Genomic DNA, 21358 nt, shown 5'->3' on the forward strand with positions numbered 1-21358 from the left:
CTGCGGTAGATTTCCCCACCGCAGCCAGAACAACTTTACTCAGCCGCAGCAGGTTTGCGCGGGCGGCGACGGCGAGGAGGCTTACCGTCCTGAGTGCGCGCTTTCGGCGCTTCGCCATCGGTGCGACGCGGAGCAGCCTGCTGGGCACGACCTTGTCCCTGACCACCACGTCCCTGGCCGCTCCGGCCCTGGCTCTGACCGCCACGACCGCCGCCGCGCTGCTGCTGGCGACCGTTCTGAATCGGCTCGGCTTTGATCGACGGATCCGGCTCGTAACCCGCAATGGCGATGCGCGGGATCTCTTTCTTCAGCAAGCGTTCGATATCATGCAGCAGCTTATGTTCATCTACGCAGACCAGCGACAGCGCTTCGCCCGTTGCCGCAGCGCGCCCGGTACGACCAATACGGTGCACGTAATCTTCCGGCACGTTTGGTAGCTCGTAGTTCACCACGTGCGGCAACTCTTCAATATCCAGACCGCGCGCGGCGATATCGGTTGCGACCAGCACGCGGATGCCGCCGGATTTAAAATCAGCCAACGCTCGGGTACGCGCGCCCTGGCTCTTGTTGCCGTGAATAGCGGCGCTGCGGATGCCGTCTTTATTGAGCTGTTCCGCCAGGTGGTTTGCGCCGTGTTTGGTGCGGGTAAAGACCAGAACCTGCTGCCAGTTGCCTTCGCCGATCATCTGCGACAGCAGCTCGCGCTTGCGCTTTTTATCGACAAAATGTACCAGCTGGCTCACCTGCTCAGAAGCGGTGTTACGGCGGGCGACTTCGATTTCCAGCGGGTTATGCAGCAGCTTTTCCGCCAGTGATTTAATGTCGTCGGAGAAAGTTGCGGAGAACAGCAGGTTCTGCCGCTTTGCCGGCAGCTTCGCCAGCACCCGGCGAATATCGTGAATAAAGCCCATATCCAGCATACGGTCGGCTTCATCCAGCACCAGCACTTCGACTTTGTCCAGGCTCACGGCGTTCTGATGCTCAAGGTCCAGCAGACGGCCAGGGGTTGCCACCAGAATATCGACGCCGCTGCGCAGCTTCATCATCTGTGGGTTAATGCTTACGCCGCCGAAAACCACCAGCGAACGAACGTTAAGGTATTTGCTGTAATCCCGGACGTTCTCGCCAATCTGTGCCGCCAGCTCGCGCGTCGGGGTCAGGATCAGGGCGCGCACCGGGCGACGACCTTTGGCGTGGGGTTCTTTTTGGATCAGGTGCTGAAGCAGCGGCAGCGTAAATCCCGCCGTTTTGCCGGTACCCGTCTGGGCGCTGGCCATCAGATCGCGGCCCTGTAATACTGCCGGGATAGCCTGCTGCTGAATAGGGGTTGGCTCTACGTAGCCCTGCTCAGCGACGGCGCGCAGGATTTCAGGATTCAGGCCAAGGGAATCAAAAGACATAACAACTCCGAACCGCCCCGGCCCGTCACAGGCGTAGTTTTCAGGGAGATTATTGCGAAAGAGATGGCAAAAACCACAATGCCATGAAGTTGCGCAGTCTAGCAGATTTTATGACGAACCGCATAAAATCTGCCGAAAAGAATCCTCTGTCTCACAAACGACAGCTCCCCGTTCTGTCGATGAGAAGCGGCGATGGCGCTTCGCGCCAGGCGTCCCCGAAATAGCACGTTTAATGCCTCGACAGGGAAACCGCGAACAAAAGCAGAGAAGCGCCGCCGCAGGACGCGGCGGCGAAAGCAATTAACGCAGGCGATACTTAATTTTTTCGACCATCCTCGCGGTGGAAATGCCGTAGCGATCGTGCAGAGTCGGCAGCGCGCCGGCCAGCAGGAATTCGTCAGGCAAGCCAATGGTATCCAGCTCGCAGCGCACGCCTTTGCGCATCAGCAACGCGGCAACCGCCTCCCCCAGTCCGCCAACCGAAGTATGGTTCTCGGCAGTAACCACCAGGCGACCGGGCTTCGAGGCCTGTGCAATGATCGTTTCTTCATCAAGCGGTTTGATCGTTGGCACGTGCAGTACGGCTGCGCTGATATTATCGGCCCGCAGCTTTTCGACCGCCTCGAGGGCGCGCATGGTCATCAGCCCGGAAGAGATAATCAGCACATCGTTGCCATCTTCAAGCAGCTTCGCCTTGCCCAGCTCAAACTGATAGTCGTACTTATCCAGCACCAGCGGCACCTTACCGCGCAGCAGGCGCATATATACCGGACCGTTATGGTCGGCAATCGCCGGTACCGCCTGCTCTATCTCCAGCGCATCGCATGGGTCGACGATAACCATGCCGGGAATGCCGCGCATAATCGCCAGATCTTCCGTTGCCTGATGGCTCGGCCCGTAGCCGGTGGTCAGGCCCGGGAGCGCCGCGCAGATCTTCACGTTGAGATGCTCCTCGGCAATGACCTGATGAATAAAATCATAGGCGCGGCGGGTAGCAAAAGCGGCATAGGTGGTGGCGAAGGGAATGAATCCCTCTTTCGCCATTCCTCCCGCCGCCCCCATCAGCAGCTGTTCCGCCATTCCCATCTGGAAAAAGCGATCCGGGAAAGCCTGCGCGAAAATGTGCAGATCGGTGTACTTTGACAGGTCCGCGGTCATACCAACGATTTCCGGTCGCTGCGCCGCCAGCTTCGAGAGCGCAACGCCAAACGGTGCCGGAATCGTCGCCTGACCTTCGTCAGCAATAGAAGCGATCATCGCGGACGTTTTTAAACGTGGTTTACTCTGGCTCATTACAGCACTCCTTCCGGTTTGTTGGCGTCCAGCACCGCAATCGCTTTTTGCCACTCATCGGCATCGACGCGAATAAAATGGTTTTTATCCCGGGTTTCGAGGAACGGGACCCCTTTACCCATCAACGTGTCGCATAAGATGACCCGCGGCTGGTTGCCCGCATGATTTTTCGCGTTATCAAAGGCGGCCATCACCGCCGCCAGATCGTTACCGTCGACGCGCTGCACGTACCAGCCGAAGGCGGCCCATTTTTCATGCAGCGGCTCAAAGCCGAGAATTTTGCGCGAATCGCCGTCCGCCTGCTGTTTATTCACGTCAACGATGTTGATCAGGTTAGTCAGGCCGTAATGCGCCGCCGACATCGCCGCTTCCCAGGTGGAACCTTCATCCAGCTCCCCATCCGACATGGAGTTGTAGACCCAGGATGCGCTCCCTTTTTGCCGCAGCCCCAGCGCCATCCCGACGGCAATAGAGAGCCCCTGCCCCAGCGAGCCGCCGGACATCTCCATCCCCGGGGTGTAGGTCGCCATTCCCGACATCGGCAGGCGGCTGTCGTCAGAACCGTAGGTTTCCAGCTCCTCTTCCGGGATAATTCCCGCCTCCAGCAGCGCCGCATAGTAGGCGATGGCGTAATGGCCGTGAGAGAGCAGGAAGCGGTCGCGTCCTTCCCACTGCGGCTCTTGCGGACGGTAGGTCATCGCGTGGCTGAACGCGGTGGCCAGCACATCCGCATAGCCTAATGCCTGGCCGATATAGCCCTGACCCTGAACCTCCCCCATGCGCAGGGCATAGCGGCGAATCCGCCACGCCGCCGCGGCGACTTTTTGTGCTTCGGTGATCTTCATCTGCTTGCCTCGCTTAGTGGATTAACATGCCGCCGTTTACGTCAAGGGTGATACCGGTAGAGTAGGAAGAGAGATCGCTGCCGAGGAATAGCGCGGCGCGCGCGATGTCAACCGCATCGCCGAGGCGGTTCATCGGGATTCCGGCGAGGATGTTGGCCGTCATTTCGTCGGTCAGCTTACCGGCGGTGATATCGGTCTGGATCAGCCCCGGGGTAATGCAGTTGACGCGGACGTTGTCCGGACCCAGCTCGCGGGCCATCGCTCGCGCCAGGCCAAGCACTCCGGCCTTTGCCGCACTGTAGTGCGGGCCGCCGAAGATACCGCCGCCGCGCTGGGCTGAAACCGACGAGATACAGACAATGCTGCCCGATTTTTGCGCCCGCATCGCCGGGATAACCGCCTGCGACATCAGCAGCGTACCGCGCAGGCTGACATCCAATACCGCGTCATAGTTGGCACGTTTAATGTCCATCAGCTTCAGCGGCTGGGTGATACCGGCGTTATTCACCAGCACGTCTACCCGACCATATTTCGCCAGAATCTGTTCCATTGCCGCCTGAACCTGAACTTCATCGGCGACGTTTGCCGCCAGCCCGAGATGGCCTTCGCCTAATGCCGTCGCCGCGGCTTTGCTGGCTTCGCCATTGAGGTCGATAATGACCACTTTAGCGCCGTTTTCGGCAAATAACTTCGCGGTAGCAAAACCCAAACCGCGTGCGGAGGCCGCGCCAGTAATAATGGCGACTTTATCTTTTAATAACATAATTTTACTCCATGACGTTACGTCATATTAATTAACAGGATATATTTCCGTTATTGTGGCTCATCGAGAAAGAGAATAACCAGCAAACCAATTGCTGCGCAGATACCAAAATAAGTAAATACAGAATTAAAGCTGCCGGTCTGGTCCAGTAAAAATCCCGCAGCCATCGGGGCAACAAATCCGCCAAGGTTGCCACCGCTATTAATAATAGAAGAGGCGATCGGATAGGTTTTACTGTCCGAAACGGCCATACCGTAAGCGGTAAAAGCCGGCCAGCCGATATTTAAACAAAAGCCGACGAAGAACAAACCAATGCAGACCGCCAGGGTACTCGCTGGAATATTCAGCATGATTAACATCATGACCACCGTTGAAATAGCGGTAAACATCATGGTGGGTTTACGCCGACGGCCTAATACTTTATCTGAAATCCACCCTCCGGCGATCGCGCCAATAAAACCGCCGATGCACGGCATACTTGCCACAAAGCCCATGCTCATCACATCAAAACCGCGCTCTTTGACTAAATACAGCGGGATCCAGGTTAATAATCCGTACAGTACGCTAACCATCATAAAATAGGCCAGACAGTCACCGAGAATATTTTTTGAGGTAAATAATCCTTTCGCCGTATCGATAGGCGCCATTTTCTTCACTCGAATAATTGTATCCAGCCAGGTAAAACGATTGGCAATTAAGATATTTTCGCGCACAAGGTTATTATCGGTTTCACGCCCGGCATTGATCTCTTCCAGTTCGGCAGGTGAGACAAATCCGCTTTCTGAGGGTTTTGACTTAACCAACAGGTACCACGCTATCGCCGCCACAATCCCCGGTATCGCAAAGGAGAAAAAGACCCACCGCCACCCCCAGGTTACCGCAATCCACACCGCCAGCGGCGGAACGATGATCGGCGCAAACATGGTGGCTGCAATGTAAACGCCCGTCGCCGTGGCTTTCTCTTTCGGCGGGAACCAATTATTAATGGTTGAAGCCAGTCCTACCGGGCACGGCCCTTCGCTAAGACCCAGTCCCAGACGCACCATTTTCAGACCAAAAACGGAGCTCACGGTGCCCATCAGCCAGGTAAAAGCGGAAAAGCCGAAAATGGATAGCGAAACCAACCCCCGGGTCCCGCGTTTGGCAATAAAGAATCCTGCCGGGATCTGGCTTACCGCATAGCCCAAAAAAAACATGCTGGCGATGGCCCCGGCTTCAAAGTTATTGATATGAAACTCATCAATGATAAACGGCAGCACCGCGCCGATATTCGTTCTGTCAGCGTAATTTATGGCATACACCAGAAAAATCATCGTCAAAACCACGAAACGATATTTTGTTTTCCTGGCGTCAGTACAGACAACAGTATCTATACGTGACATAGGGTATCCTCATTATTGTTTTATGTTTTTGTCGCGAACCTTACCGCATCGCGCCTTGGTATCAGGCCTGTGGTTGCAATATAACAACCCAAAAAGGAAAGGGTATTCAAAAAACCTCAATTATGAGTGAGAAAAATTTGCTTCGTGACTGCACGCAAATTCCTGCGAATTATGTTGCCTGGCATCCCTCGCCCTAAAACTGTTAACTTCATCACGAATTACGCCATTACTTATTTTGTCTCTATGTTATGCTGATGTGCCATTGTGGAGATAAGGACGAGCGTAGCTTCTTGCGAAGTAAAAATAATACCACCAGACATTTTCTATTTGCGGGAGAAATGATGAATCAGCCGCTGCAAAATAAAAGTTTACCGATGCCCTCCTTACGCAATATTCAGGCATTTATTGAAGTAGCGGATACCGGCAGTCTCAATCTGGCCGCAGAGAATCTCAATATTACGGCCTCAGCGGTCAGCCATCAGATAGCCAGCCTGGAACAGTATCTCGGAAAGAAAATATTTTCCCGCAGCAGTAAAGGCATGGTGTTAACCGCAATTGGTGAAAAATATCTTAAAGAGGTTTCCGGAGCGTTAAATATTATTGGCCAGGCCACCAATCAGGTGATTAACGATATCCATCAGGATTATTTACGCATTCACTCCGCGCCCAGCTTTGGGCTCCTGTGGCTGATGCCCCGCCTGAACAAATTTCGCCAGGCCTGGCCCGAGCTTAAAATTAGCCTGACCTGCTCTTATGAAAGTATCCAGTTCTCCCGCGATAATATTGATATCGATATTCGCCACGGGCTCTCACAATGGCCGACTCTGGTGGTCAAAACCATAAAAAATGAACGCATGCTCCCCTATAGCTCATCAACTTATTTAGCCAGCCGCGAAGTTCAGACCATTGAAGACTTACTGACCTGCGATCTTATCCACTCCGACAGCACGCTGATCGGCTGGAGCAACTGGTTATCCTGGCACAAGGTTCGCGGCTGGAATAAAAGCTTTATTTTTAATTTTGACCGTTCCTATATGAGCATTGAGGCCGCGCGCATGGGTATGGGCATTATTCTTGAGAGTAATTTGCTGGCCGGTCAGAGCGTTCGACAACGGCACCTCGAGCCGGTTTTTTCCAGCGACGCGAGTATGCCGGTTAACGCCCATCACTTCGTTTTGCCGCACCCTAACGAGCAAAAAGAGAAAGTGAAGATCTTTTTTAACTGGGTTGCCGAAGAGCTCAGTCATGAGGGATTTCATATCTAACCGTCGACGCTGGACAAAGCGGCAACCTGCGCCTAGAGTTAATCAATCGATTGATTAACTCTTTCAGCGCGATGACCACCACACCGACTACCAGCAAGGGAGAGCAGGCGAAAAGCCAGCTCATCGCCGCCGCTATCGCCCAGTTCGGCGAATACGGCCTGCACGCCACGACCCGCGATATTGCCGCCCAGGCCGGGCAGAATATCGCTGCGATCGCCTACTATTTTGGTTCTAAGGACGATCTCTATCTCGCCTGCGCCCAGTGGATCGCCGATTTTATCGAGCACAATTTCCGCCCCCACGCGCAGGCGGCGGAAGCGCTATTCGCTCAGCCTCTTCCGGACAAAGCCGCCATGCGCACTCTGATTCTGCGCGCCTGTCAGAATATGATTTTGCTGCTGACCCAGGATGATACGGTTAACTTGAGTAAATTTATCTCCCGCGAACAGCTATCGCCGACTGCGGCCTACCGGCTTATCCACGATCAGGTCATTGCTCCGCTACACTGCTACCTGACCCGTTTAATCGCCGCTTATACCGGCCTTAACGCTGACAGCACGCAGATGGTGCTGCACACGCACGCGCTACTTGGCGAAGTGCTCGCCTTTCGTCTTGGTCGGGAAACGGTGCTGCGCCGCGCGGGCTGGGCTGAATTCGATCGGCAAAAAACCGAGCAAATTTTTGAAGTTATTACCTGCCATATAGATTTCGTTCTGGAAGGATTATCGCAAAGGGGTCTGGAGTCATGAAAAAACCGCTCATCGTCGTTGTGCTGCTTCTCCTGCTGGCCGCTGTCATTGGCGGAGGCTGGTGGTGGTACCAGAGCAGCCAGCAAAAAGAGCTCACGCTTTATGGCAACGTGGATATTCGCACCGTTAACCTGAGCTTTCGCGTGGGCGGACGGCTGGCATCGCTCAGCGTCGACGAGGGCGATGCGATAAAAGCCGGGCAGACGCTGGGCGAGCTTGATCGCGCGCCCTACGAAAACGCCCTGCAGCAGGCGCAAGCCAACGTTTCCACCGCCCAGGCGCAGTACGACCTGATGATGGCGGGATATCGCTCGGAGGAGATTGCCCAGGCCGCCGCCGCGGTCAACCAGGCGCAGGCGGCTTACGACTATGCGCAGAACTTCTATCAGCGCCAGCTGGGGCTACGCAAAAGCAGCGCCATCTCCGCGAACGATCTGGAAAACGCCCGCTCCTCGCGCGATCAGGCCCAGGCGACGCTGAAATCCGCGCAGGATAAGCTGCGCCAGTATCGCGCGGGGAACCGTCCGCAGGAAATCGCCCAGGCCAGAGCCAGCCTCGAACAGGCGCAGGCCGCGCTGGCGCAGGCGAAGCTGGACCTGCACGATACCACGTTGACCTCGCCGTCCGACGGAACGCTGATGACCCGCGCCGTCGAGCCGGGCAGCATGCTTAGCGCGGGCGGTACCGTAATGACGCTGTCGTTAACCCATCCGGTATGGGTACGCGCCTACATCGATGAAACCAACCTGGGCCAGGCCCAGCCGGGGCGCGAAGTGCTGCTTTACACCGATAGTCGCCCGGATAAACCCTATCGCGGCAAAATCGGCTTCGTCTCCCCTACCGCTGAATTCACGCCGAAAACCGTGGAAACCCCGGACCTGCGCACCGATCTGGTTTATCGCCTGCGAATTGTGGTCACCGATGCCGACGACGCGCTGCGTCAGGGGATGCCGGTCACCGTGGCCTTCAGTCATGGAAACGGCCAATGAGCGAAGACGTGATTACGCTGAGCGGCCTGACCCGGAGCTTTGCCGGGATGGACCGCCCGGCCGTCGCGCCGCTGGACTGCACCATTCACTCCGGCTATGTGACCGGTCTGGTGGGCCCGGATGGCGCCGGAAAAACCACCCTGATGCGCATGCTCGCCGGGCTGCTGAAGCCCGACGCAGGCAGCGCAAAGGTGATCGGCTTCGACCCGATTGCTGACGATAGCGCCCTGCACGCGGTGCTCGGCTATATGCCGCAAAAATTCGGTCTGTATGAAGATCTGACGGTGATGGAAAATCTCACGCTCTACGCCGACCTGCGCAGCGTGACCGGCGAGGCGCGGGAGAAAACCTTCGCCCGGCTGCTGGAGTTTACCTCTCTCGGCCCCTTTACCGGCCGGCTGGCGGGTAAGCTTTCCGGCGGCATGAAGCAGAAACTCGGCCTGGCCTGTACCCTCGTCGGCGAGCCGAAGGTGCTGCTGCTGGATGAACCCGGCGTCGGCGTCGACCCCATCTCACGCCGCGAGCTGTGGCAGATGGTACACGAGCTGGCGGGCGACGGGATGCTGATCCTCTGGAGCACCTCCTACCTCGACGAGGCCGAGCAGTGCCGGGACGTTCTGTTGATGAACGAGGGCCAGCTGCTTTACCAGGGGGCGCCAAAAGAGCTGACGCAAACCATGGCGGGACGCAGTTTTTTGATTTCCAGTTCCCGGGAGAATAACCGCCGCCTGCTCCAGCGCACCCTGAAGCTGCCGCAGGTCAGCGATGGCGTCATTCAGGGTAAATCGGTACGCCTGATCATTAAAAAAGAGGCCAGCATCAGCGAAGTACGGAACGCTGCCGATATGCCGCCGCTGGAGGTCGCTGAAACCGCGCCGCGTTTTGAAGACGCCTTTATCGACCTGCTCGGCGGTGCCGGTACCGCCGAATCGCCGCTGGGCAAAATTATCCATACGGTGGAAGGCTCCCATGAGGACACGGTGATTGAAGCGCAGACCCTGACCAAGAAATTCGGCGATTTCGCCGCTACCGATCACGTCGATTTTCAGGTTAAACGTGGGGAGATTTTCGGCCTTCTCGGGCCTAACGGCGCGGGTAAGTCTACCACTTTTAAGATGATGTGCGGCCTGCTGGTCCCCACCTCCGGTAAAGCGCTGGTTCTGGGGATGGACCTGAAGGTCAGCTCCGGCAAAGCGCGTCAGCATCTGGGCTATATGGCGCAGAAGTTCTCGCTGTACGGTAACCTTTCCGTTGAGCAGAACCTGCGCTTCTTCTCCGGCGTATACGGCCTGCGCGGACGGGCGCAGAACGACAAAATCGCCAGCATGAGCGAGGCGTTCGGCCTGAAAAGCATCGCCAGGCAGGCCGCCGACGATCTGCCGCTTGGCTATAAACAACGCCTGGCGCTGGCCTGCTCGCTGATGCATGAGCCGGATATCCTGTTTCTTGACGAACCCACTTCCGGCGTCGATCCCCTCACCCGCCGCGAGTTCTGGCTGCATATCAACAGCATGGTCGATAAAGGCGTCACGGTGATGGTGACCACCCACTTTATGGATGAGGCGGAGTATTGCGATCGTATCGGTCTGGTCTATCACGGCAAATTGATCGCCAGCGGCACGCCGGACGATCTGAAGGCGCTGGCAGCGGATGAAAAACAGCCAGACCCGACGATGGAGCAGGCATTTATCACCCTCATCCATGACTGGGATAAGGAGAACGCCGGTGAACGCTAAACTGCTATCGTGGCGGCGCGTACGCGCCCTGTGCGTGAAAGAGACGCGGCAGATCGTCCGCGACCCCAGCAGCTGGCTGATTGCGGTGGTGATCCCCCTGCTGCTGCTGTTCATTTTTGGCTACGGGATTAACCTCGACTCCAGCAAGCTGCGGGTGGGCGTGCTGCTGGAGCAGCAGAGCGAAGAGGCGCTGGATTTTGTCCATACCATGACCGGCTCCCCCTATATTGACGCCACCATCAGCGATAACCGCCAGGAACTGGTGCAGATGATGCAGGCGGGACGCATTCGCGCCCTGGTCACCCTACCGGTGGACTTCGACCAGAAGATGGCCCGTCCCGGCGACGACGCGCCGATCCAGCTCATCACCGACGGCAGCGAACCCAATACCGCTAACTTCGCCCAGGGCTACGTCGAAGGCATCTGGCAAATCTGGCAGCAGCAGCGGGCGGAAGATCGCGGTGAAACCTTCGAGCCGCTGATCGACGTGCAGATGCGCTACTGGTTTAACCCGGCCGCCATCAGCCAGCATTTTATTATCCCCGGCGCGATTACCATCATTATGACGGTGGTCGGCGCGATCCTGACGTCGCTGGTGGTGGCCCGCGAGTGGGAACGCGGCACGATGGAAGCGCTGCTGTCGACCGAAATTACCCGCGCCGAGCTGCTGCTGTGCAAGCTGATCCCCTACTATTTCCTCGGCATGCTGGCGATGCTGCTGTGTATGCTGGTGGCGGTGTTTATTCTCGGCGTGCCGTTCCGCGGTTCGCTGGTGATTCTGTTTTTTATTACCAGCCTGTTTTTGCTGAGTACCCTGGGCATGGGGCTGCTGATTTCCACCATCACCCGTAACCAGTTTAACGCCGCGCAGGTCGCGCTGAATGCCGCGTTCCTGCCGTCAATCATGCTCTCCGGATTTATTTTTCAGATAGACAGCATGCCGGCGATAATTCGCGCCGTGACCTACGTGATCCCGGCGCGCTATTTTGTCAGCACTCTGCAAAGCCTGTTTCTGGCGGGCAATATCCCGGTGGTGCTGTTGGTGAACGTGCTGTTCCTGATCGCCTCGGCGGTGATGTTTATCGGCCTGACGTGGCTGAAAACCAAACGACGTCTGGATTAATTTGCCTGCGCGCCCCCCGGTACAAGGGCTGGCAAACGGGTAGCCCGGATAAGCGCAGCGCAATCCGGGGATCACAAAGAGAGAATATGAGATGTTTCATCGCTTATGGACGTTAATCCGCAAAGAGCTACAGTCGCTGCTGCGTGAACCGCAGACGCGGGCGATTTTAATTATGCCAGTACTCATTCAGGTGCTGCTGTTCCCCTTTGCCGCCACGCTGGAGGTGACTAACGCCACCATCGCCATCTATAACGAAGACAACGGCAAGCACGCCGTGGAGCTGACCCAGCGCTTTGCCCGCGCTAAAGCCTTCACCCACGTCCTGCTGCTGAAAAGCCCTCAGGAGATAAGACCGACCATTGACGAACAAAAGGCGCTGCTGGTCGTGCGATTCCCGGCAGATTTTTCGCGCAACCTCGATACCTGGCAGACCGCCCCTCTCCAGCTGTTGCTTGATGGGCGCAACTCCAACAGCGCGCAGATCGCCGCGAACTATCTCCAGCAGATCGTCAAAAACTATCAGCAGGCGTTAATGGAAGACAAAGCCAAACCAAACAACAGCGAGCTGGTGGTACGCAACTGGTATAACCCGAATCTCGATTACAAATGGTTCGTCGTGCCGTCGCTAATCGCCATGATCACCACCATCGGCGTGATGATCGTCACCTCGCTCTCCGTTGCCCGCGAGCGCGAACAGGGTACGCTCGATCAGCTGCTGGTCTCGCCGCTGGCAACCTGGCAGATCTTTATCGGTAAAGCGGTGCCGGCGCTAATCGTCGCGACCCTGCAGGCCACCATCGTGCTGGGAATTGGTATCTGGGCCTATCAAATCCCCTTTGCCGGCTCGCTGCTGCTGTTTTACTTTACGATGATTGTCTACGGCCTGTCGCTGGTAGGATTCGGCCTGCTGATTTCGTCACTGTGCTCCACGCAGCAGCAGGCGTTTATCGGCGTGTTCGTCTTTATGATGCCGGCAATTCTGCTCTCGGGCTACGTTTCGCCGGTGGAGAATATGCCGCAATGGCTGCAGGATTTGACGTGGATAAACCCGATACGTCACTTTACCGATATCACCAAACAGATCTATCTGAAGGATGCGAGTCTGGAAATTGTGTGGGGAAGTTTGTGGCCGCTACTGGTCATAGCGGCCACCACCGGCTCAGCGGCGTATACGATGTTCCGAAGAAAGATCGCGTAGTTTTTTATCTTTCGCCAGCAGTGAAACCACCGCCGGACCTGCCAGTATGGCCAGCCCGGCGAGGGCTAACAGCAGGTTGTTGTGCAGCACGCGCGACAGCAGCCACAGCACGATTACCGCCGCGCCGAAGTACCAGGTGGTGGTGAGCTCCTCAAGGAAATCACCGACGTCGCGCCAGCGCTCATCGTGGTGACGCTGCAAGAACAGCATCGACAGTAACGTGACGCCGTACAGCACGCACAAACCTAATCCGACGCGCACCAGCGCGCCGCTCATCCAACCCATCACCAGTACTGCCACGACCAGTAGATGCAACATAATCTGCCAGCAACTAAGACCCGTTGCGACGCGTACACGTTGTTGCCACTTCATGGCTTCTCTCCTGAAGGATTTTTCTCTGCTACTCAGAGTACCGCACTTTACGGAAAATTCCGTATCACCGCATCTTTTTGTGACCTCTACTACACTATTTCCTACAGGAAAGTGACATTGCCCAGAGAAATAAGGACAACCAAATGCCGCGATTTTCGCTAAACGTGCTGACAATTAACACTCATAAAGGGTTCACTGCCTTCAATCGCCGCTTTATTTTACCCGAGCTGCGCGAAGCGGTGCGTAGCGTCAGCGCCGACATTGTTTGCCTGCAGGAGGTGATGGGTGCGCATGAAATTCATCCGCTGCATATCGAAAACTGGCCGGATACGACCCACTATGAATTTCTTGCCGATACCATGTGGAGCGATTACGCCTACGGTCGCAATGCGGTTTATCCGGAAGGGCATCACGGCAACGCGGTACTTTCTCGCTTTCCTATAGAACATTATCAAAATCTGGATGTTTCGGTCGGCAACAGCGAAAAGCGCGGCCTGCTCTATTGCCGCATCGTCCCGCCCGAAAGCGGGATCGCTATCCATGTGATCTGCGCGCATCTGGGTCTGCGTTCTCATCAGCGCCAGGCCCAGCTGACGATGCTGGCGGACTGGGTAAACGGTTTGCCCGCGGGCGAGCCGGTGGTAGTGGCCGGTGATTTTAACGACTGGCAGCAGCAGGCTAACCGCCAGCTTAAAGCCCAGGCCGGGCTGGAGGAGATTTTTACCCGCGCCAGAGGGCGCCCGGCGCGAACTTTCCCGGTCAGTTTCCCTCTGCTGCGCCTCGACCGCATATACGTAAAAAACGCCCATGCCAGCCAGCCAAAAGCGCTGGCGTTAAAACAGTGGCGTCATTTGTCCGATCATGCACCGCTTAGCGTGGAGATACATCTGTGAAATGCAGCTGGCAGGAAGGAAACCGCATTCGGCTATTAGAAAATGGCGATAACTATTATCCGGCATTATTTGCCGCTATTGATCGCGCGCAGCAGCGGGTGATTCTGGAATCCTTTATCTGGTTCGAGGATGACGTCGGCAAGCAGCTGCATGCCGTGTTGCTCAAAGCGGCCCAGCGCGGCGTGCGCGTAGAAGTCCTACTGGACGGTTACGGCTCTCCGGATTTGAGCGAAAGCTTTGTGGGCGAACTGACGTCGGCCGGGGTGATTTTTCGCTACTACGATCCGCGCCCGCGGCTGCTCGGCATGCGCACCAATTTATTCCGCCGCATGCATCGTAAAATCGTGGTGATCGACGACGTTACCGCCTTTGTCGGCGGCATTAACTACTCCGCCGAGCATATGACCGATTACGGTCCCGAGGCCAAACAGGACTACGCCGTGCAGGTTGAAGGGCCGGTGGTGCTCGACATTCTGCAGTTTGAACTGGAAAACCTGCCCACCAGCGAAGCCACCCGCCGCTGGTGGCGCCGCCGTCGGCATAAGCCCGAAGTCAACCGCAATCCCGGCGAGGCTCAGGCGCTGTTTATCTGGCGGGATAATCAGGATCATCGCGATGATATCGAACGCCACTATCTGAAAATGCTGACCACCGCCCGCCGGGAAGTGATTATCGCCAACGCCTACTTTTTCCCCGGCTATCGGCTGCTGCATGCGATGCGCAACGCTGCCCGCCGCGGCGTCCGCGTCAAGCTTATTGTCCAGGGCGAACCGGATATCCCGATTGTTAAATTCGGCGCACGACTGCTGTACCACTACCTGGTCAAAGGCGGCGTGCAGATTTTTGAATATCGCCGCCGTCCGCTGCACGGCAAAGTGGCGCTGGCGGACGACCACTGGGCCACCGTCGGCTCCAGCAACCTCGACCCGCTCAGCCTGTCACTCAATCTGGAAGCCAACCTGGTGATACACGACCGCGAATTCAACCAGACGTTGCGCGATAATCTCAATGGCTTAATCGCCAACGACTGCCGCGAAGTGGATAAGCGCATTTTGTCGAAACGAACCTGGTGGCGGCTCGGGATTAGCGTGCTGGCGTTCCACTTCCTGCGCCACTTCCCCGCGTGGGTCGGATGGCTTCCGGCCCATACGCCCCTGCTGTCGCGCGTTCAGCCTCCGGTTCAGCCAGAAATTGAAACCCAGGATCGCGTGGACCCGGAAAACCAGGAGGTCAAATCCTGATGGCGAAATCTCACCCTCGCTGGCGGATGGCGAAAAAAATCCTGACGGTGCTCTTTTTTATCGCCGTCGTTGTGCTGCTGGTCGTTTACGCACAGAAAATCGACTGGCAGGAAGTGTGGAAAGTGATTCGTGATTACAACCGTACGGCGCTGCTCAGCGCCATAGGCCTGGTTATCGCCAGCTACCTGATCTATGGCTGCTACGACCTGCTGGGACGCGCCTACTGCGGCCACAAGCTGGCTAAACGCCAGGTGATGCTGGTGTCGTTTATTTGCTATGCCTTTAACCTGACGCTCAGCACCTGGGTGGGTGGGATTGGTATGCGCTATCGGCTCTACTCGCGCCTCGGCCTGAGCGGCGCAACCATTACCCGAATTTTTTCGCTGAGCATTACCACCAACTGGCTGGGCTATATTCTGCTCGGCGGCATCATTTTTAGCTCCGGCATGGTGAAGGTGCCCGAGCGCTGGTATATCAGTCAGTCGTCGCTGCAAATTCTCGGCGTCATTTTGCTGCTGATTTCCGCGTTCTATTTATGGGCCTGCGCCTTTGCTAAAAAGCGCCATCTGACGATAAAAGGCCAGCGGCTGGTTCTGCCCTCCTGGCGCTTCGCGATATTGCAGATGGCGGTTTCCAGCCTGAACTGGATGGCGATGGGGGCGATTATCTGGCTCCTGCTGGGGCCGCAGGTGGACTATTTCCTCGTGCTCGGCGTGCTGCTGGTCAGCAGCATTGCGGGAGTCATCGTGCATATTCCGGCAGGGATTGGCGTGCTTGAGGCGGTGTTTATCGCCATGCTTTCCGGCGAAGAGATTTCGCGCGGCGCGATCATCGCCGCCCTGCTCGCCTATCGCGCGCTGTACTACTTCCTGCCGCTGCTGCTGGCGACCATCGGCTACCTGATTCTGGAGAGCCGGGCAAAGCATCTGCGGGCGAAAAACCAGCGCAAGCTGGCGGGTGAGAAGTAAAAAAGCCCCGGTCGCGGATGCTGACCGGGGCTGCAGTTTCATGCGGTTTGGTAGATATCGTGGATATCTGCCGCTATTTTATCCACTCCTCCGTTGATGAACTTTCCCGGAGGCGCTTCGCTGACCGGGCTACAAGTTCACCACCGTCTGAGATCCGGTAGCCCGGACAGATGCGCAGCATCGCCTCCGGGAAACTTTGCTTCTGACCAAAGCTACAGGTTCATCGTTTTCAGCGGTCTGGTAGCCCGGATAAGCGCATCGCGCCGCCATCCGGGAACGAATTAACGACGGTTGCCGAAAATGCGCAGCAGCATCAGGAACAGGTTGATAAAGTCCAGATACAGCGTCAGAGCCCCGAGAATCGAGTATTTGCGCAGCGTCGACGTATCGCGAACGTCAATCTGCTCGCCGATATTTTTCAGCTTCTGGGTGTCATAGGCGGTCAGGCCGACGAATACGATCACCCCGATATAGGTCACCGCCCACATCAGCGCTTCACTCTTGAGCCAGAAGTTAACCAGCGACGCCAGCACGATACCGATGAGCGCCATAAACAGCATATTGCCGAAGCCGCTCAGATCGCGTTTAGTGGTATAGCCGTAAAGGCTCATCACGCCAAACATCCCGCCGGCAACCACGAAGGTACTGGCGATCGATGAGTAGGTATAGACGAGGAATATACTGGATAAGGTGAGTCCGGTTAGCGCCGAATAGAGCATAAACAGGGTCGTCGCCATACCGGCGCTGAGGCGCTGCACCATGCCCGAGAGCACGAACACCAACCCCAACTGGGCGATAATTAGCCCAAAAAAGGTAATTTTGCTGGAAAAAACAAACATCATCACCGCCGGGGTGTTAGCGGCAAACCACGCGATAAACGCCGTGAGCAGCAGCCCGACCGTCATCCAGCCGTATACCTGCGCCATATAAGTTTGTAGCCCGCTGCGCCCCTGGACGATGGTACCGGAACGAGGATATCTATCCATGACTGTCTCCTGATTAACGAAATTTATCTTCTAAGCGTACCACACTACCAGCGTTCTGCCGCCTTGCGGTCGCTATCTCGCGCATCCACCCAGCGCTCGCCTTCCGGCGTCGCCTCGCGCTTCCAGAACGGCGCGCGGGTCTTCAGGTAATCCATAATAAACTCCCCCGCCGCAAACGCGCTGCCGCGATGGGCGCTGGTGACGCCGACAAAGACAATCTCTTCTCCGGGCCACATTTCGCCGATACGATGAATCACCGTCACCCTGCCCAGCGGCCAGCGCTCGCGCGCCTGTTCCACGATCTCCGCCAGCGATTTTTCCGTCATTCCCGGATAGTGCTCAAGGGTCAGCGCTTTGACGCTGTCGCCAAGATTGTGGTTGCGGACTTTACCGGTGAACGTCACCACCGCGCCGTCTTCATCGCGCTCGGCCAGCCAGGGATATTCCTCGCCGACTTTAAAGCGGTCATGGCTGACAATAATACGCGTCTGCGTCATATTAGCCCCCGGTAACCGGCGGGAAAAATGCCACTTCATCCCCGGGCGCCAGCGGATGATCAAAGGTCGTCAGCGTCTGATTTACCGCCGCCAGCAGTTTGCCCTCTTCCAGCGCCAGCGCCCAGCGGTCGCCGCGGGCGATGAGCTGCTGGCGAACGGCTTCAACCGTGGTCAGCCCGTTCGGATCGAGAGTCAGTGAGTCGGTGCCGAGTAGTTCGCGCACCTGGGCAAAAAAAATAACTTTAATCATGGCTAGCTTCCACTCTGAAATCGCCGGACTTACCGCCGCTTTTCGCCAGCAGGCGCACCGGGCCAATCACCATATCTTTCTGCACCGCCTTGCACATATCGTAAATGGTCAGCGCGGCAACGGAAGCGGCGGTCAGAGCTTCCATCTCGACGCCGGTTTTACCGGTCAAACGGCACAGGGATTCGATACGCACCCGGTTGTGCTCGGGCTGCGCCTGCAGATTCACTTCGACTTTGCTCAGCATCAGCGGATGACAAAGCGGGATCAGCTCCCAGGTGCGTTTGGCCGCCTGAATCCCGGCGATACGCGCAGTGGCGAAGACGTCGCCTTTGTGATGACTGCCGTCGATAATCATCGCCAGCGTCGTCGCCTGCATTTCAACATAGGCCTCGGCGCGCGCCTCGCGAACCGTCTCCGCTTTCCCTGAGACATCGACCATGTGCGCTTCGCCGGCGGCGTTAATATGGGTCAGCTGTGACATAAACTACTTCTTAAGATGAGAGATAAAGTTGCAAGGGCGCGTGCGCGCATCGAGCTGCGGCGCAATGATATTGTCCCATGCGGTACGACAGGCCTTGGTTGAACCAGGCATGGCAAAAATCAGCGTGCGGTTGGCTACCCCGGCAACGGCGCGGGATTGCAGGGTCGAGGTGCCAATCTCCTCAAAGGAGAGCATGCGGAATACCTCACCGAATCCTTCCACCTCGCGGTCAAACAGCGGCAGCAGCGCTTCCGGCGCCTGGTCGCCGTCGGTAAAGCCGGTACCGCCGGTAATCAGCACCACCTGCACCTCATCGCCGGCAATCCACGCCGATACCTGGGCGCGAATGGCGTAGCGGTTCTCTTTAACAATCGCCTTATCGACGATGACGTGCCCCGCCTCCTGGGCGGCATCGCGCAGCCAGTGGCCGGAGGTGTCGTCCTCTTCGCCGCGTCGGCTGGAAACGGTGAGAATAGCAATACGGGTCGGGATAAACTCAGCGCTGGCCTGACTCATTAGATCGCTCCTTAAAATGCATTATCCGCCAATATACGACAGGTTCTGGGTAATACCGGTGTTGCCCTGATGCAGGAAATGGGTCTGTTTTTTATGCGTTAACGCTTCGGAAATCCGCGCTTCCAGCGCCGGCTGCTGCTGCTCATCGGCAAGCAGATCGCGCAGATCGACGCCGCCTTCGCCAAACAGGCACAGGTGCAGTTTTCCTACGGAAGAGACGCGCAGACGGTTGCAGGTGGCGCAGAAGTCTTTTTCATAAGGCATGATCAGGCCGATTTCCCCGGCATAGTCGGGGTGGCAAAACACCTGCGCCGGACCATCGCTACGCTGGCGGATCTGATGGATCCAGCCGCGGCGCAGCAATTCATCACGCAGCACCATGCCGGATATATGATGGCGGCGGAACAGTTCACTGCCTTCGCCGGTTTCCATCAATTCGATAAAACGTAGCTGAATGCGGCGCGGCTGGATCCACGCGAGAAAGGTATCAAGCTGATGATGGTTAACATCGCGCATCAGCACGGTATTGACCTTCACTTTTTCGAAGCCAGCGGCAAATGCGGCATCGATGCCGTCCATCACCTGACGAAATTTGTCCTGGCCGGTTATAGCATGAAACTGACGGGCGTCGAGGCTATCCACGCTGACGTTAATCGCCGTCAGTCCGGCATCGCGCCAGCTTTCAACATCCCGCGCCAGCCGGTAGCCGTTAGTGGTGACCGCAATCTGGCGAATAGAGGGGTTTTCCCGCACGGCGGCGATGATGTCGGTAAAATCGCGTCGCAGAGAGGGTTCACCGCCGGTCAGGCGCACCTTTTCGGTTCCCAGAGCGGAGAAAGCCCGCGTGACGCGACGCACTTCATCGACGCTGAGAAAGCCTTTATTGGTGACGGCGCCGGGCTTATAGCCATCGGGGAGACAGTAGGTGCAACGAAAGTTGCATACGTCGGTAATCGACAAACGCAGATAGTAAAACTTCCGCGCAAATGCATCGGTAAGCAGTGAAGCCATAGACACCTTTCCAAATACGGGAGACGCGGTCATTTCTTTTCGCGCCCTGGTGGCAACCGAAGTTGTCACGGCCAAAGCACCATATCTTTCGACACAGGCACAGAGGCTAGAGTGTTAGTGGGTTACGCCGAATAGTAGCGCGGAAACCAGGGTTATGCCATACCCACATTTCGTTATGTAACGATGTATATAACGGATTTATCTCGCTTTTTTACGACTAAGCGTGTGAGAAAGCAGCGTAATTTATCCCTCCCCTCTTTGCCTTCGGGCGGTAACAGACCCGTTGAGTATTTTATTTTTCCCGCGTAGTAGGTTATCTGGAGCGCAAAAGCTCTAAAAATATCACCCTGGCAATCGGCGGGAATTCACCAGTACGCTGATATTCTCGCCATTGCCACGCTAAAATATCCTTCATACCTGGAGAGAACGGACATCGTTTTTTAAGGTGAAATCAGTTACTGTGAGCCCGATTAATTGAGATAAGGATTTTTATGCGCAATCGTACTTTCGCCGATCTTGATCGCGTTGTGGCTCTCGGCGGCGGACACGGGCTGGGACGGGTAATGTCATCGCTTTCTTCGCTGGGTTCGCGCCTGACGGGCATTGTGACTACAACCGATAACGGCGGATCAACAGGACGTATTCGCCGCGCGGAAGGCGGCATCGCCTGGGGCGATATGCGCAACTGTATTAATCAGTTAATTGCTGAACCCAGCGTGGCCTCGGCGATGTTTGAATACCGTTTTAGCGGTAACGGCGAACTTTCCGGGCATAACCTCGGAAACCTAATGCTTAAGGCCCTCGATCATCTGAGCGTTCGGCCGCTTGAAGCGATCAATTTGATCCGCAATTTACTGAAGGTCGATGCGTTTCTGATCCCGATGTCGGAACAGCCGGTCGATCTGATGGCTATCGATCAGGACGGGCACGAAATTTACGGCGAAGTCAATATCGATCAGCTGGCCTGCGTACCGCGCGAGCTTATGCTCTCCCCGCCGGTGCCCACAACCCGGGAGGCGCTAGAAGCTATCGCCGAAGCCGATTTAATCCTCATTGGCCCCGGCAGTTTCTATACCAGCCTGATGCCGATTTTGCTGCTTGATGAACTGGCGCAAGCGCTGCGCCGCACGCCCGCGCCAATGGTATTTATCGATAACCTCGGCAAAGAGCATAGCCCGGCGGCCAGCCTGACGCTGGCCGACAGGGTCGCCATTATGGAGCAACAAATCGGCAAACGAGTAATTGACGCGCTGGTTGTCGGCCCGAAAGCCGATACCGCAGGGGTTGAACAGCGGGTCATCATTCAGACGCCGCTGGACGCCAGCGATGTGCCCTATCGCCACGATCGGCAGCTATTACGCAACGCGCTGGAACAGGCCATTCAGGCGTTAGGTTAATCC

Annotated in this window: 22 protein-coding genes and 1 riboswitch; of the genes, 10 read left to right on the forward strand and 12 right to left on the reverse strand. The window is 56.7% G+C overall.

The window, feature by feature from the left end:
- Positions 1–35: 35 nt before the first annotated feature.
- The 5 genes from rhlE to IAE27_RS24955 form a co-directional block, all read right to left on the reverse strand.
- The gene (gene rhlE, locus IAE27_RS24935; protein ID WP_016808143.1) at positions 36–1400 is read right to left on the reverse strand and encodes an ATP-dependent RNA helicase RhlE; all 1365 of its coding nucleotides are present in this window, start codon (positions 1398–1400) and stop codon (positions 36–38) included.
- Positions 1401–1700: 300 nt separating this feature from the next.
- Positions 1701–2693, reverse strand: a complete 993-nt coding sequence (locus tag IAE27_RS24940) for a transketolase family protein (protein ID WP_004111573.1) — start codon at positions 2691–2693, stop codon at positions 1701–1703.
- Positions 2693–3538 (reverse strand): transketolase, encoded by an 846-nt coding sequence (locus IAE27_RS24945; RefSeq protein ID WP_004100471.1) that lies wholly within the window; start codon positions 3536–3538, stop codon positions 2693–2695. The genes IAE27_RS24940 and IAE27_RS24945 overlap by 1 nt, the downstream gene beginning before the upstream one ends.
- 13 nt (positions 3539–3551) lie before the next feature.
- Positions 3552–4301 carry an SDR family NAD(P)-dependent oxidoreductase gene (locus tag IAE27_RS24950; RefSeq protein ID WP_004100470.1) on the reverse strand — a complete coding sequence of 250 codons (750 nt, stop codon included), beginning with the start codon at positions 4299–4301 and terminating at the stop codon, positions 3552–3554.
- A gap of 50 nt (positions 4302–4351) precedes the next feature.
- Positions 4352–5683: an MFS transporter gene (locus tag IAE27_RS24955; RefSeq protein WP_004111568.1), complete on the reverse strand. Its 1332-nt coding sequence runs from the start codon at positions 5681–5683 to the stop codon at positions 4352–4354.
- Positions 5684–6024: 341 nt separating this feature from the next.
- On the opposite strand from IAE27_RS24955, the gene IAE27_RS24960 reads away from it, so the two are divergent.
- The 6 genes from IAE27_RS24960 (at position 6025) to IAE27_RS24985 (ending at position 12743) form a co-directional block, all read left to right on the forward strand.
- A complete protein-coding gene (locus tag IAE27_RS24960; protein WP_070556192.1) occupies positions 6025–6948 on the forward strand; it encodes a LysR substrate-binding domain-containing protein in 924 nt (307 codons plus the stop codon).
- Between the two features lie 71 nt (positions 6949–7019).
- Complete coding sequence (gene cecR / locus IAE27_RS24965) at positions 7020–7697, forward strand: transcriptional regulator CecR (RefSeq protein ID WP_004111560.1); 678 nt, start codon at positions 7020–7022, stop codon at positions 7695–7697.
- Complete coding sequence (gene hlyD, locus IAE27_RS24970; protein WP_004100466.1) at positions 7694–8686, forward strand: secretion protein HlyD; 993 nt, start codon at positions 7694–7696, stop codon at positions 8684–8686. The genes cecR and hlyD overlap by 4 nt, the downstream gene beginning before the upstream one ends.
- Positions 8683–10422: an ATP-binding cassette domain-containing protein gene (locus tag IAE27_RS24975; RefSeq protein ID WP_064372300.1), complete on the forward strand. Its 1740-nt coding sequence runs from the start codon at positions 8683–8685 to the stop codon at positions 10420–10422. Before hlyD ends, IAE27_RS24975 begins: the two co-directional genes overlap by 4 nt.
- Positions 10388–11545: an ABC transporter permease gene (locus tag IAE27_RS24980; protein ID WP_050544730.1), complete on the forward strand. Its 1158-nt coding sequence runs from the start codon at positions 10388–10390 to the stop codon at positions 11543–11545. The genes IAE27_RS24975 and IAE27_RS24980 overlap by 35 nt, the downstream gene beginning before the upstream one ends.
- Before the next feature lie 91 nt (positions 11546–11636).
- Positions 11637–12743 (forward strand): ABC transporter permease, encoded by a 1107-nt coding sequence (locus IAE27_RS24985; RefSeq protein ID WP_154022901.1) that lies wholly within the window; start codon positions 11637–11639, stop codon positions 12741–12743.
- Here the strand turns inward: IAE27_RS24985 and IAE27_RS24990 are convergent.
- On the reverse strand, positions 12705–13115 hold the full coding sequence (locus tag IAE27_RS24990) for a YbhQ family protein (RefSeq protein ID WP_004100459.1): 411 nt from the start codon (positions 13113–13115) through the stop codon (positions 12705–12707). The genes IAE27_RS24985 and IAE27_RS24990 overlap by 39 nt on opposite strands.
- A 143-nt stretch (positions 13116–13258) precedes the next feature.
- Between IAE27_RS24990 and IAE27_RS24995 the strand changes: the two genes are divergently transcribed.
- Genes IAE27_RS24995 through IAE27_RS25005 form a run of 3 tightly spaced genes read left to right on the forward strand, consistent with a single transcriptional unit; the run spans position 13259 to position 16217 of the window.
- Positions 13259–14008, forward strand: a complete 750-nt coding sequence (locus IAE27_RS24995; protein ID WP_004100457.1) for an endonuclease/exonuclease/phosphatase family protein — start codon at positions 13259–13261, stop codon at positions 14006–14008.
- On the forward strand, positions 14005–15249 hold the full coding sequence (gene clsB / locus IAE27_RS25000; RefSeq protein WP_004100455.1) for a cardiolipin synthase ClsB: 1245 nt from the start codon (positions 14005–14007) through the stop codon (positions 15247–15249). The genes IAE27_RS24995 and clsB overlap by 4 nt, the downstream gene beginning before the upstream one ends.
- Positions 15249–16217 carry a lysylphosphatidylglycerol synthase transmembrane domain-containing protein gene (locus IAE27_RS25005; RefSeq protein WP_004111555.1) on the forward strand — a complete coding sequence of 323 codons (969 nt, stop codon included), beginning with the start codon at positions 15249–15251 and terminating at the stop codon, positions 16215–16217. The genes clsB and IAE27_RS25005 overlap by 1 nt, the downstream gene beginning before the upstream one ends.
- A 281-nt stretch (positions 16218–16498) precedes the next feature.
- On the opposite strand, the gene IAE27_RS25010 is transcribed toward IAE27_RS25005, so the two are convergent.
- The 6 genes from IAE27_RS25010 to moaA all read right to left on the reverse strand — a co-directional run bounded on the left by IAE27_RS25010 (position 16499) and on the right by moaA (position 19958).
- Positions 16499–17203, reverse strand: coding sequence for a Bax inhibitor-1 family protein (locus IAE27_RS25010; RefSeq protein ID WP_004100449.1), 705 nt, complete (start codon positions 17201–17203; stop codon positions 16499–16501).
- A 44-nt stretch (positions 17204–17247) separates the two neighbouring features.
- Complete coding sequence (moaE, locus tag IAE27_RS25015; protein ID WP_004100447.1) at positions 17248–17700, reverse strand: molybdopterin synthase catalytic subunit MoaE; 453 nt, start codon at positions 17698–17700, stop codon at positions 17248–17250.
- A 1-nt stretch (position 17701) separates the two neighbouring features.
- Positions 17702–17950, reverse strand: coding sequence for a molybdopterin synthase sulfur carrier subunit (gene moaD / locus IAE27_RS25020; RefSeq protein WP_154022900.1), 249 nt, complete (start codon positions 17948–17950; stop codon positions 17702–17704).
- Entirely contained in the window at positions 17943–18431 is a 489-nt protein-coding gene (gene moaC, locus IAE27_RS25025; RefSeq protein ID WP_004100440.1) for a cyclic pyranopterin monophosphate synthase MoaC, read from the reverse strand. Before moaC ends, moaD begins: the two co-directional genes overlap by 8 nt.
- A 3-nt stretch (positions 18432–18434) precedes the next feature.
- Entirely contained in the window at positions 18435–18947 is a 513-nt protein-coding gene (moaB, locus tag IAE27_RS25030; RefSeq protein ID WP_004100439.1) for a molybdenum cofactor biosynthesis protein B, read from the reverse strand.
- Positions 18948–18968: 21 nt separating this feature from the next.
- Positions 18969–19958: a GTP 3',8-cyclase MoaA gene (moaA, locus tag IAE27_RS25035; RefSeq protein WP_004100437.1), complete on the reverse strand. Its 990-nt coding sequence runs from the start codon at positions 19956–19958 to the stop codon at positions 18969–18971.
- A riboswitch (molybdenum cofactor riboswitch) is annotated at positions 19946–20084 on the reverse strand. (Overlaps the previous gene by 13 nt.)
- Before the next feature lie 365 nt (positions 20085–20449).
- Here moaA and yvcK point away from each other — a divergent pair.
- On the forward strand, positions 20450–21355 hold the full coding sequence (gene yvcK, locus IAE27_RS25040) for a uridine diphosphate-N-acetylglucosamine-binding protein YvcK (RefSeq protein WP_004100435.1): 906 nt from the start codon (positions 20450–20452) through the stop codon (positions 21353–21355).
- Positions 21356–21358 lie beyond the last annotated feature (3 nt).

Origin of the sequence: Klebsiella sp. S69, assembly GCF_016516145.1 — a bacterium.
Taxonomy (GTDB): Bacteria; Pseudomonadota; Gammaproteobacteria; order Enterobacterales; family Enterobacteriaceae; genus Klebsiella; species Klebsiella oxytoca.

What these genes read in the sequence shown, in the direction of transcription:
- moaA (WP_004100437.1), bottom strand. Translation starts at nt 19,958, where the DNA reads ATGGCTTCACTGCTTACCGATGCATTTGCGCGGAAGTTTTACTATCTG.
- IAE27_RS24940 (WP_004111573.1), bottom strand. Translation starts at nt 2,693, where the DNA reads ATGAGCCAGAGTAAACCACGTTTAAAAACGTCCGCGATGATCGCTTCT.
- IAE27_RS24990 (WP_004100459.1), bottom strand. Translation starts at nt 13,115, where the DNA reads ATGAAGTGGCAACAACGTGTACGCGTCGCAACGGGTCTTAGTTGCTGG.
- yvcK (WP_004100435.1), top strand. Translation starts at nt 20,450, where the DNA reads ATGCGCAATCGTACTTTCGCCGATCTTGATCGCGTTGTGGCTCTCGGC.
- IAE27_RS24985 (WP_154022901.1), top strand. Translation starts at nt 11,637, where the DNA reads ATGTTTCATCGCTTATGGACGTTAATCCGCAAAGAGCTACAGTCGCTG.
- IAE27_RS24995 (WP_004100457.1), top strand. Translation starts at nt 13,259, where the DNA reads ATGCCGCGATTTTCGCTAAACGTGCTGACAATTAACACTCATAAAGGG.
- moaD (WP_154022900.1), bottom strand. Translation starts at nt 17,950, where the DNA reads ATGATTAAAGTTATTTTTTTTGCCCAGGTGCGCGAACTACTCGGCACC.
- cecR (WP_004111560.1), top strand. Translation starts at nt 7,020, where the DNA reads ATGACCACCACACCGACTACCAGCAAGGGAGAGCAGGCGAAAAGCCAG.
- hlyD (WP_004100466.1), top strand. Translation starts at nt 7,694, where the DNA reads ATGAAAAAACCGCTCATCGTCGTTGTGCTGCTTCTCCTGCTGGCCGCT.
- IAE27_RS24945 (WP_004100471.1), bottom strand. Translation starts at nt 3,538, where the DNA reads ATGAAGATCACCGAAGCACAAAAAGTCGCCGCGGCGGCGTGGCGGATT.
- IAE27_RS24975 (WP_064372300.1), top strand. Translation starts at nt 8,683, where the DNA reads ATGAGCGAAGACGTGATTACGCTGAGCGGCCTGACCCGGAGCTTTGCC.
- IAE27_RS24980 (WP_050544730.1), top strand. Translation starts at nt 10,388, where the DNA reads ATGACTGGGATAAGGAGAACGCCGGTGAACGCTAAACTGCTATCGTGG.
- IAE27_RS24950 (WP_004100470.1), bottom strand. Translation starts at nt 4,301, where the DNA reads ATGTTATTAAAAGATAAAGTCGCCATTATTACTGGCGCGGCCTCCGCA.
- IAE27_RS25005 (WP_004111555.1), top strand. Translation starts at nt 15,249, where the DNA reads ATGGCGAAATCTCACCCTCGCTGGCGGATGGCGAAAAAAATCCTGACG.
- IAE27_RS25010 (WP_004100449.1), bottom strand. Translation starts at nt 17,203, where the DNA reads ATGGATAGATATCCTCGTTCCGGTACCATCGTCCAGGGGCGCAGCGGG.
- IAE27_RS24955 (WP_004111568.1), bottom strand. Translation starts at nt 5,683, where the DNA reads ATGTCACGTATAGATACTGTTGTCTGTACTGACGCCAGGAAAACAAAA.
- moaE (WP_004100447.1), bottom strand. Translation starts at nt 17,700, where the DNA reads ATGACGCAGACGCGTATTATTGTCAGCCATGACCGCTTTAAAGTCGGC.
- moaC (WP_004100440.1), bottom strand. Translation starts at nt 18,431, where the DNA reads ATGTCACAGCTGACCCATATTAACGCCGCCGGCGAAGCGCACATGGTC.
- rhlE (WP_016808143.1), bottom strand. Translation starts at nt 1,400, where the DNA reads ATGTCTTTTGATTCCCTTGGCCTGAATCCTGAAATCCTGCGCGCCGTC.
- IAE27_RS24960 (WP_070556192.1), top strand. Translation starts at nt 6,025, where the DNA reads ATGAATCAGCCGCTGCAAAATAAAAGTTTACCGATGCCCTCCTTACGC.
- moaB (WP_004100439.1), bottom strand. Translation starts at nt 18,947, where the DNA reads ATGAGTCAGGCCAGCGCTGAGTTTATCCCGACCCGTATTGCTATTCTC.